We start from the raw sequence: 10993 nt of genomic DNA on the forward strand, positions 1-10993 counted from the left end.
GTATGGAAGGACGAGTCCTTGAGCACCCATGCGGAGCCGGGCGGATGCTCAGCCCCACGCCTGACACATGAGTCAAGGTGTAGTTCGGTTGACGTTTACCGTGTTACGAAGGTCCTGCCCAATAGACGGCTGGGCGTCTTCGTAAATGCGATGCGACACGCAAGGTGTGGTGGAGTTGACGCTTACGCAGCGGACTTTCACCGCCTAGCTACCGCCCATGCCGGGCGCACTGAAAAAGCGCCGGAGTTGGCGCCTCCGACGCTTCGAGCATCATCGCCTGGGCATTGGCCCTGCCCGCTATCTGGATTTGATAGCTCAAAGCAGTGACCGCCCCATGGCCGGTAAACCTAGGGGGGCGGTTACTTGCGTGTGATGGCAAGTACCAAAGCCACGACCAACGATAGGAAGGCTATAGGCCGAGACTGATTGGATTATCAGCCCGATAGCTGTCGCTGTACTCACGTGGCCTCACCCCCTCCCGCTTCGCGAGCAGGGAGTGAACCCCCAAAGTGATGCTCGATGCTATTATACCTAGATTGCTAGATTTTTGTGTAAAAGCGTCATTCTCGGCTGTAGAAGCCCCCGTTTCGGTTCTTTGTATAAGGTTTTTTATTATAATATTTCCTATCATACATTTGAATCCCTTCACCTAATTCTTGTGCGCAATTCATACACAACCGCCCAGATTGCGTTGGTGCACCACATCTTTCACATGGGTACGTCATGTTCGGATATTGACGTAGCAAAAGCTTGCCCGTACGGATGAGATCGACGATCTCTTCATATGCTGCACTAGTGCCTTGTGAGACTTCGTAGATGTTGGCTAGGGGGTGTTCCCTCAGGTAGTCTCGGATCTCAGCGATTTTGTTTTCCTCTTCATGGATACAACTCGGACATACATCGTGGCCCATCTTATTAAAGAGTCGCCCACATCGGCGACAGTTGGCAAGTGCCAATCTTATCCCTCCGGTCTCCGCTCCATCCATAAGATTCACGGGGTAATGCAGTGCGATAGCAATAGACAGAGCTAGCGACCTGTAAAATATGCATTATGGCGATTGAAACTCAAAACGCTCAATGATAGCACGTAGATCTCGCGTTGACTGAAATACCACCGATGCCGCTCGTGCGACTTCCTCCGTAATCGCATACTGTTCTTCGGTTGACGCACTGACTGACTCGGTTTGTTCTCGTACGACGTTCGAGAGTGCATGAGTGGTTTCTAAGATCTCGATCATATTTTTTCCACTTTGGAATATATCGTGAATCACCGAGCGAAGATGCGCTGTATCCTCTGCAACATCTGAGATCGCGTGATGAATATTTGTCAGGATACTACCTGTTTCGGTGGCGGCAGCCATACCCTCCTGGATAGACGTCGCTGTTTGACTCATGTTATTGCGTACCTGCTCAAGAATGTTGGGTATTTGAGCAACCTGTGTCTCAATTTGCTTGGTATGTTCCGAAGACAGATTGGCTAACCTACGCACCTCGGTTGCCACGACTGCGAAGCCTCTCCCATTTTCGCCGGCTCGAGCGGCCTCGATGGATGCGTTGAGGGCCAAGAGATGCGTGTCCCGCGTGATCTTCTGAATCGTCGAGAGAGCATCCGCCATCACGGACATAATGTGATCGAGAGAATCGATGGATTGTGAAAGGCTCTTCGCTTGGTCCACAATGGTTTGCAAACGTTCTACCCAACGTGCAGACGAAGCATTTCCTTCTTCCGCTCGCTGCATTGCATCGGTTGCCGTAGACGCTACAGCTTGTATAAAGTCATTGAGCTCTTGGATTTGTTTCTGAACATGGTGCACCTCGGTCATCGTGTCCCGCATATGCCGCGTTTGCTCTTCAGCGCTGACGCTGGTGGTCTGCATGGAAGCGGCAATGCTTTGCAAGGCGGCAGTACTTTGCTGCGCACTGCTTTCAAGTTCTTGAGCACTATCCATCAACTGACTTGAGGCATTCACCATCTTACGGAGCATATCTTCGAATCCAATCGCCAGCTTATTCAGTTCAAACGCCAATTGTCCATACTCATCGCGTGTCTTGGGATGCATACGCTTGCCGAGACGACCATGACTGATTTCACGCATGAACGCGATCCAGTTCTTATAATGCATTTCGAATCGAACAAACTCTATCAGCGCGAAGACAGTCGCAACTCCACACAGCCCCGCAGATACGGTACGCACATGTGGATCAACCAGAGCACATGTAATGCCGACCAATTGCGCTAAGAAGAAAGGGATGGGCCCTTTGAATCTTCGGCTCAAAGTTGGAAATATACGTCCAGAACGAAGTACATACGGTGATTGTCCGTTGACATAAACCGGTGTGGAGATATCAATGATCCGTTCTCCGGTGTTACGGGGATAATCAAACGCCGTGGTCTCCGTGATGGAGGCACACTTCACCCCAACTTCGTCCGTAAAATAGACACCTTCTCGCAATCGGTTCGTATGCACTTCCGCATATCCATCTCGACGAATAAGAAAGAAATACTCCAGATCGCCTAAGAGTTCATCTAGTTTCGCTCGGATATCGTGCTTGGCTTGGTCCGTCAGTCCCCCATAGTGAGTGATGAGTCGTTCGACCTCTCGAGCAGCCCGTTCAACGGACTGCCATTGCTGATGTAGTTGGCGTCGTGAGAATGGATATTGTGCCATGGTAACCCCCCATACTATGTATGTCTATCTGTTGCAAAACCTGTGGTGCACTTTAACTCGTCATGAACTGTTCGATCTGTTTCAGCTGCTCCGATTCGGCCGCAGAAAAGACGCGATTCAAGTTGAGCAGAACCAAAAGGTCATTTCCTACACGAGCCACGCCCCTTAGATACACCGCTTGTAAACCACCTACCACGGCCGGTGGAGGTTCAATGGTCTCTGGTGGAATCTGAACGACGTCTTCCACACCATCAACAATCATGCCAACGACCCTATCTTCGACTTCTGCGATCACAACACGCATTTCATCGGCATCCTGCACTCGATGCCTCAATCCCACGCGTTCTGCGAGATCGATCACCGGCACGACCGAACCGCGTAAGTGGATCACGCCTTTGACGAAGCTCAACGTGCGCGGGACAGGCGTGATTTCCCCGAGTCGTTCCACTGATTGCACCTGCGACACATGCGCGCCGTAGCGTTCTTCCCCCACCCGCATGATCACATAGGACTCCACCATGCATCCCTCCTTGACCCATTCAATTTTCTTATACGGATTGCCCAACGGAACGCACGTCGAGAATGAGGGACACTTTGCCGTCGCCGAGAATGGTGGCCCCCGAAAAACCACGCACTCCTTCCAAGTAGCGGCCAAGGGGTTTATTCACAATCTCCAACTCATCCAGAACCTTATCGACGACCATCACGAATTTCTGCTTCCCATCCCGACATACCACCGCAGTCTGCGGAAATATCCATTGTCTCACGCCAAGTCCAAGCCACTCTGCGACGTCGACAATCGGCACAATCCTGTCCTCACTTGGATATACAGGCTCGTTTTGCACATACCGCAAGTCTGTTTCACGAAGTCGCACCACCTCGTCAACATTCGCCGTGGGAATTGCAAACGTCTGCCCTCGTACGGAGACGAGAAGCGCCGGGAGAATCGCGAGCGTAAGCGGCAATTCGATCACAAACGTCGTACCCCGACCAAGCTCTGTATCGATGCGAATTTTCCCACCGAGTGACTCCACCTTATCGCGCACCGCGTCAAGCCCGACGCCCCGGCCGGAAATGTCCGACACCTCTTTCGCTGTACTGAATCCGGATCGAAAGAGGAGCTCATACACGGCCTCGTCCGACATGGACGCGCCTTCCTCGGGTGTGATCACACCTTTTGCTATCGCGGACTGAAGAACGCGCGCCCGATCGATGCCCGCGCCGTCATCCGCAACCTCGATGTAGATGTGTCCGCCAGACGCATATGCCGACAAACGAATGGTTCCACGGCGCGGCTTTCCCCGCTGTTCACGCATTTCCGGAGACTCGAGACCGTGGTCAACCGCGTTGCGTAGCAAATGGACAATGGCTTCGCCCATCTCTTCAAGCACGATACGGTCCATTTCCGTTTCGAGCCCCGTCATGACAAAGTCGAACTCCCGATTCAGTTTCCGCTCCAGGTCTCGCATCATTCGTGGATAACGATGAAACACCGACTCAACCGGGGCCATCCGAAGCTGCATCACCTCATCCTGGAGATCCTTCGTCAACCGATCCAAGCGTTCTACGGCCTCCCGCAACGCGGGATCGTTCGAAGCCGCCGCGAGAGTATCCAGGCGAGTTTTCGCGATGACCATCTCACTCATGGTGTTGACAAGCGCGTCCATCCGACGAACGGAAACGCGGATCGACCTGTCGGGGCGACTATCGTTGTTCCCAGGACGAGCTGCGGATTCTGAGGGAGTTGTCGACATCGATTGGGACTGGGTTTCTTGAGAAGCCAAATTCCCACGTGAATCTTGCCGACTTGAGCTTCCGCTTGATGCAACCAATCTTTCAGCATCGCAGCGAGCGACATCCGTGATGTCGAGCACCTTTTCCTGAATCCGTTCGATCTCGTCGCGTTCTAGATAGATGACGACATACGCTTCCGGTGTTTGCACATCTCCTGCCCAGACCGCATCTTCGGTCGGAGACGATGCCGCGATGTCCGCAGCATCCTTCAATGTCTGGTACACCATCGCGAGTCGAACGCCAGGCATCATGCAATCAGGGGATAATTGAATGTGAAGCCGATATGCGACCTTGGCCTGACGTTCGGCTTCCGTTGCATATCGCGCTCCGTCCTCTTCTGGATCGGTCTTTTGACTGGAGTGCAATGGTTCTCTAGCTTGAAAAGCCGCTTGTAGGGAAGCCATCACATCATCGTCTTTGAGATCAAGCTCACTTCCAGACGTCGAAATGGCCTCGAGATGCAGACGCATTCGGTCAATCGCATGGAGCAGAATATCCACCTGCTCTGACTGAAAGCTCTCAGGATGATCTCTCCACAGACCGAACACATCCTCCACTCGATGTGTGAGCTCCGCTAGGCGAGAAAATCCCATCGTGGCACTCATGCCTTTCAATGTGTGCGCCGCGCGGAAAAGCTCAGCAACAAGGTTAGCCTCCGGGCCTTGGCGTTCGAGCTCCAGGCACCCATCCTCTAGTTTCTCGACATTTTCCGCCGACTCGGCCAAGAATGCGTCCAAGTACTCACGATTCACATGGCGCCCCCCTTTCTTTGAGGTTGGGCAGCAGTCGATCAACGATAAAAGCTCCAAGTTTGACGGCCGTGTCTATCATGAAGATTCATTGCCTCTCTAGCTCTTCATAAAGGGCATCTAAGAGTCGGACAACTTCTTGCGAAGCTTCCTCCAAGTCCCGCATCTTCATACTGACGTCTGAACGAATGTCTTGCTGAAGAGCGTGATAGATCTCGGATGCCAGTTGATGTACCCTTTGATGAGGTTCGTCAAGGCGTTGGAATACCGGGTTCGCTGCGAAACGCGAATGTCCCTTCGCCGCATCGTACCACTTTCCAAAACGACAGTCGTGGTGGTTTTTCAGTTGCTCCTCCTCCATGGCGTGGTACCCCATCATATAGTTGTGCAACCACCACTTCCACAAAAGATGGTCCGTCTTGGCGATCCGAAGGAGCACGCGATCGTGATGAGCATTCGCTAGGCGTTCGACCATCACATTGCGTAAATCGTTCACTTGCACACCGGTTCGATACATGTCTTGCCCCAAAGCATCTATCCTGTGCTTTACATCTGTCACACCGTCCATGATATTGACCACACGTGAAGCGATATCTTCCGTAGCTGCAGCTTGTTCTTCGGCACTCGCCGCAATATTCCCCATGTATTCGACGATGTGATGAATTTCAGAAACGAAGCTCTCAATCATTCCTATCGCCTGTTGGGCTGTACCAACTTTATCGACCAGCTCCAAGGAGACCGTTTGGGTGACCTGGTTCATCGTTCGAGCTGCGTCTTGGACGTTCTGAATGACATCCATCGTTTCCTGAATCGAGTCTCTCGTTTGATTCGCAAGGGCCCGTACTTCTGAGGCAATGACCTGAAAACCACGGCCGTGTTCGCCTGCTCTTGCGGCTTCAATCCCGGCATTCAATGAAAGGACATGCGTTTGTTCTGCGATTTCTTGAATCAACTCCAAGACGCTTGAAATGCGTTCAGCTGCCGAAACCACAGCAGTCGATTGATGTTGCAACTGGTCGAACGTTTGACGTAATGCAACAATCCCTTCCAAAGCGGTACGCGCGACTTCACCGCCCGCTTGCGCGTCCCGCATCACGCGGTCTCCATGTTCCGAGGCCTTCACCGCGTAATCCGCCACTTCGCGAACAGAAGCAGATAGTTGCTCTGTTGCAGCTGAGATATTTTCGGAATCCGATGCGACTTTGCTAATAGCATCTTTGGTTGGGAGAATGTCCTCGATTCCTAAAACGAGCTCCAATACGTTTGATACATGGTCTATATATCCAGCCTGTAGTTCTTCCTCTTCATACGCTTCCATGATGATCTGCATATCAAGGAATACCATTTTCAAACACGCAAGCAAGGTATCAGACAGTTCTTGCGGCTTCCCGTGCCATTGATGCACGACTGCCGGAATGAGATATTCAAACAACCGCATGTAGGAACCGATGTACCAGTCCGCGGTCACGTGAAGACGGCTATGAACACGACCGATTCGCTTTCTCTCTCGCCAAAACACACTGTCCGCGACATCCGCACGAAATAGCTTTCTGAAGTAATCGACAAACGACCGTTCTAGACGCTCCCTGTGACTATGTTCTGCGATAATCTTATTCAGGTTGGGGAACTTCTCAATGATGTCGTATTGGCGCTTTGCGATCTGTTCGAGACAAGGCTCCATCAATGAAGAGACATCTCGAACTCGGGCAAGATCTTCTTGTGTGACTTGTAGAAAAGCCAGCTTTTCATTCAATGCTTCTAGATCTGTATGTACATAATCACCTTTGTTTTTCGTAGCGAAAACAACAGTCGTCTTTTGCCTGAGAAACACCCGCATGATCTCCTCTCGGTTCTCTGCTCAACGAATAGCTTGTCCATTTACTCTGATTCGTCCAATATGAGAATCACATGAATGACCCCGATGTTCTCCAGATGTAGAGGAACCTTCGCTGCCGTGACGAAACCCGTCAGCTTGGTGGGCCCCACGATGACGGTTGGCGGACTAATTTCCACATGAATCCCATTCTCCGCTAGACGCGTCGACATATTCCCCGCCACCATGTTTCCAATCTCGCCAACAAAAGATTCCAACATGGCGTCCGCTAATTCCATCCCATACATCGCGACACCTAAGGCTTGAAACACGGGAGCACGACCTTCGATAATCAGCCGGCCCTGCAGATCGTGCGTGAGGCCAATCAGTACCCCAAGTTCTTCGCTATGGATATATTGATTGACGATCTCCAATTTCTCTCTAACAAAAGGTATAGGAAAGACCACTTTCGCAGCTTCAAACGACGTGTTCAATACCTCAGGTAACACAGCTTGTGGCACCTACGAAACCTCCTTGATGAATGAACGTGAACCCCACATGGCCAACGGTGCGCAGCCTGCCGCCAAGCGACCTTCGTTTCATCTATCTCGTTTTGCCACTCCTGCGAGTGCAAGAGATATCAGAGTGTTTCTACTGTAAGGCCTTTTCTACAGCGTTTATCACCCGATCTGCTTGGAAGGGTTTCACCACAAAATCCTTCGCCCCGGCCCGAATTGCGTCCAGTACCATCGCTTGTTGCCCCATAGCTGAACACATGATGATGCGAGCTTGCGGATCTATCGCTCGTATTCTCCTGACTCCTTCAATTCCGTCCACATTCGGCATGGTGATATCCATGGTGACCAAATCGGGATGCAATTCTTGGTATAACTTCGCTGCTTGGTCCCCGTCAGAAGCTTCTCCAACCACTTCGTGTCCATGTTTCACGAGGATATCCTTAATCATCATCCTCATAAATGCAGCATCATCGACGACCAAAACACGCGCCATGAACCTTTCACCCTATCTAGTAGAATTTATATAAATAATGACAAAACCAATCTGAATATCCTTGGCTCGTTTGTAATCCTGCTCGTGACTCTGTTTTTTGTACAACAGTCTTGTCGACGATCTTGAAACACACGGATCCTACACTCGGAACTGCCCAATCATCGTCTGCAATTCCTGCGCGCGTTGACTCAGCGATGCAGCGGTCGACGCGATTTCTTGCATGGAGCCGGCCTGTTGTTGTGCAGATGCCACCACACTTTCGGATTCACGCGCCGCTTGCCCCGCCAATTCCACGACAACCGCCATATCGTGTGTCATATGTTCGGCCTGAATGACGATATTTCGTGTGACGTCAACCACATCCTTGATACGCAACGTCACGTCCCCCATCGAGTGGCGAATGCTTGAGAAGGTTCGTTTCGTTTCATCTGCTACTGCCGCCCCCTCTTGAACTTCCGTCGTGACCGCTTCAATGGATTTAGACACGTTGGATACCGATTGCATCACCTTGCGTACAATTTCTTGAACCTCACGTGCAGCATCAGCTGAAGCATTGGCGAGGCTGCGGACTTCATCTGCTACAACGGCAAACCCGCGGCCGTGCTCACCCGCTCGCGCGGCTTCAATCGCTGCGTTCAGAGCGAGTAAATTGGTCTCGTCTGCGATTCGCATGATAGTCGATGCAATTTGACGTATGTTCTCGGATTCTCTTTCCATACGGCTCATCACGTCTACAGCTTCCGTCGTTCGACTTCGGATCGTCTTCATTTGGGACTCCATGTCTTCCATAACCTTCATGCCCTTTTCAGCTTCTTGCTCTGTTCGCCTTGCCGTGTTGTTCAGCGCATCGGCCAACTCGGAAACCTGACTGATCTCATCTCGTACATTTCTTGCTGCCTCAGACGTATCGTGAATTTGCCTCGTTTGCTTGTCGGCGCCCGCGGCTACTTGCTCGATAGAATGCGTAATCTCCTCAGACGCCTTCATAAGTTCGTCCGTACTCGCCGACAACTCTTCTGCGCTGGCAGCTACGTGTTCCGATGCATCCGCAATCACCTTAATCAGTGAACGCAGATTCGCGACCAACTCGTTGAAGACGCGCGCCAAATCCTCCAGTTCATCCCGGGTATGTACCTCGACCGAATCGACACGCAAATTCCCGCGTGCGATCTCATCCGCGACCTGCCTTAGGCGCATGATAGGCCGAGATATGGACACGGAGAGTGTCGTACTCCCTATGAGGCCCATCATGATGGCAACGAAGGCTATGATCATATCCCAAATCAAAGTTTGTGCAAGCAAATGGTTGACGTTTGCAACCTCGGCATTTTTCACGCTTTCTTCATCGCTCGTTAACTGTGCAAGACTTTGAATCAGCGGTTGTAACGTGTTGCTGGTGAACATTGCTTGTGCGTCCGACAGACTGGTTGCGGCCAATCGAAACGCACTCGCGTTCTGGTCAAGGATTTGCTGCCACTGCGAACTAAACAAATTGAGAATGGCTTTATCCGTCACGCCTATCGGATAAGATTCCAATAAAGATAAATCTTGTTTTACCTGAGCTAAATCATTCTGATAATCTTGAAGGTTGTATTGTGCGTTTTGCCCGTTTGGTGACAGCAGATACAGAGCTGCATCGTTATCGGATGTGACGATATCATAGTCAAACTTGCGGACAAGATTTAATACTTTCGCAGCTTGTTCTAATTGATTCACCGATTGATGTATTTTGGTGATGAGGATCGCATTGAGAACCCCCATTGCAATAAGAAGGACCGTCACGAGTCCGGTATTCATCAGGAATTTTTGACGAATGCGCATCGAAGGAAACATGTTCATCATTTTTTGCGTCATCGAATGAAACGTGCGATCGATCAACTCTTTTGCAGAATCCATCATCGACATGATAGCCCCCAACTCGGAATGCTACGTTCAATCCGAAACAAGCGATAATATCTATGAATCCACCTTATATTGAAGAAATAAATTCTATCCAGCATTCTTTGTCTTGTTCCATAGCCGGTAATATAACGTCACCAACCGGTCTATCTCCTCACTCTTCCCTAGTACCGCCGGATCGGTCCATACAAGTGTTTCCATAAGTTTATATAACTCATGTCTTTTTTGTTCGATAGTTTGAAGCAAAGACTGAATCTGTGGTACCGACAAGGGAGCGGACCAATAGTATCCTTGACTCTTGAAGATACCCATAGATCTAATCGTTTCTAAATCCTCAAGCGTTTCTACACCCTCCGCAATAATCCGTTCACCCGACCCCATCATATGAACGAGTCGTGATAAGAACTCTTGCTTAGCTGGCGTTCCTGAAATCCCGCGAATCAATGTTCGGTCTACCTTGACCCAATCTGGTTCTAATACAGCGATCGAAGTAAAAGTATTTGAACCCACCCCTATATCATCCAATGCAATTCGCACACCTCGCGAACGAATTGTTTGAATAATCGAGGACAAGTGAGTGATATCATAGGGAACGTACTCGACGATTTCAATAACCAATTGTTCCGGGAACAATATCCCTTCTTCGAATAAAATTTCCAAGTATTCGAGAAACATCTTCTCCGTCAAACTGCTTGGCGTTACGTTTACAAATAAAGGTGTAGGTGGATTTTCCGGCCATGCCAGGGCAAAAGATTGCATACTGAGGGTCACGACAAGTTGGTCCACTTCTCGGGCCCGATTGCACGCGACCGCTGCACGAAACCACATATCCGGTGCAATTGCACGACCGTCAACCTGAGGACGGCTCAAGGCCTCGTGGGCACAAACCTCTCCACGAACGTGGTTCACAATTGGTTGATAAACAAACTCGAGAACATGAGTGTGAAGCGCATGATCTATTGCTTCAACGAGATGAGAGGATTCATAATCTGGAGTTAGAGGATATTTAGGGGGGGGGGGGGGGGGGGGGGGGGGGGGGGGGGGGGGGGGGGGGGGGG

At 50.7% G+C, this 10993-nt stretch carries 9 protein-coding genes; all 9 read right to left on the reverse strand.

Going from position 1 to position 10993, the window contains the following annotated elements; all coding sequences use genetic code 11:
* Positions 1–560 precede the first annotated feature (560 nt).
* The 9 genes from J3481_RS13705 to J3481_RS13745 all read right to left on the reverse strand — a co-directional run bounded on the left by J3481_RS13705 (position 561) and on the right by J3481_RS13745 (position 10895).
* Positions 561–986, reverse strand: a complete 426-nt coding sequence (locus J3481_RS13705) for a TIGR03826 family flagellar region protein (RefSeq protein ID WP_268884365.1) — start codon at positions 984–986, stop codon at positions 561–563.
* A gap of 63 nt (positions 987–1049) precedes the next feature.
* Positions 1050–2669, reverse strand: coding sequence for a methyl-accepting chemotaxis protein (locus J3481_RS13710; protein ID WP_206832685.1), 1620 nt, complete (start codon positions 2667–2669; stop codon positions 1050–1052).
* A 52-nt stretch (positions 2670–2721) separates the two neighbouring features.
* The gene (locus J3481_RS13715; RefSeq protein ID WP_206832686.1) at positions 2722–3189 is read right to left on the reverse strand and encodes a chemotaxis protein CheW; all 468 of its coding nucleotides are present in this window, start codon (positions 3187–3189) and stop codon (positions 2722–2724) included.
* 28 nt (positions 3190–3217) lie between these two features.
* Complete coding sequence (locus J3481_RS13720) at positions 3218–5257, reverse strand: chemotaxis protein CheA (RefSeq protein ID WP_236011725.1); 2040 nt, start codon at positions 5255–5257, stop codon at positions 3218–3220.
* Between the two features lie 43 nt (positions 5258–5300).
* Positions 5301–7043 (reverse strand): protoglobin domain-containing protein, encoded by a 1743-nt coding sequence (locus J3481_RS13725; protein WP_206832687.1) that lies wholly within the window; start codon positions 7041–7043, stop codon positions 5301–5303.
* Between the two features lie 47 nt (positions 7044–7090).
* Entirely contained in the window at positions 7091–7546 is a 456-nt protein-coding gene (locus J3481_RS13730) for a chemotaxis protein CheX (RefSeq protein ID WP_206832688.1), read from the reverse strand.
* 130 nt (positions 7547–7676) lie between these two features.
* Positions 7677–8036, reverse strand: coding sequence for a response regulator (locus J3481_RS13735; protein ID WP_206832689.1), 360 nt, complete (start codon positions 8034–8036; stop codon positions 7677–7679).
* A 138-nt stretch (positions 8037–8174) separates the two neighbouring features.
* A complete protein-coding gene (locus J3481_RS13740; protein WP_206832690.1) occupies positions 8175–9941 on the reverse strand; it encodes a methyl-accepting chemotaxis protein in 1767 nt (588 codons plus the stop codon).
* A gap of 84 nt (positions 9942–10025) precedes the next feature.
* Positions 10026–10895 carry an EAL domain-containing protein gene (locus J3481_RS13745; RefSeq protein ID WP_206882511.1) on the reverse strand — a complete coding sequence of 290 codons (870 nt, stop codon included), beginning with the start codon at positions 10893–10895 and terminating at the stop codon, positions 10026–10028.
* Positions 10896–10993 lie beyond the last annotated feature (98 nt).

This window comes from Alicyclobacillus fructus (assembly GCF_017329605.1).
GTDB lineage: Bacteria > Bacillota > Bacilli > Alicyclobacillales > Alicyclobacillaceae > Alicyclobacillus > Alicyclobacillus fructus.

Bases quoted from the DNA above. Each gene is read 5' to 3' on its own strand.
- J3481_RS13735 (WP_206832689.1), bottom strand. From the start codon at position 8,036: ATGGCGCGTGTTTTGGTCGTCGATGATGCTGCATTTATGAGGATGATG.
- J3481_RS13715 (WP_206832686.1), bottom strand. From the start codon at position 3,189: ATGGTGGAGTCCTATGTGATCATGCGGGTGGGGGAAGAACGCTACGGC.
- J3481_RS13740 (WP_206832690.1), bottom strand. From the start codon at position 9,941: ATGTCGATGATGGATTCTGCAAAAGAGTTGATCGATCGCACGTTTCAT.
- J3481_RS13710 (WP_206832685.1), bottom strand. From the start codon at position 2,669: ATGGCACAATATCCATTCTCACGACGCCAACTACATCAGCAATGGCAG.
- J3481_RS13705 (WP_268884365.1), bottom strand. From the start codon at position 986: ATGGATGGAGCGGAGACCGGAGGGATAAGATTGGCACTTGCCAACTGT.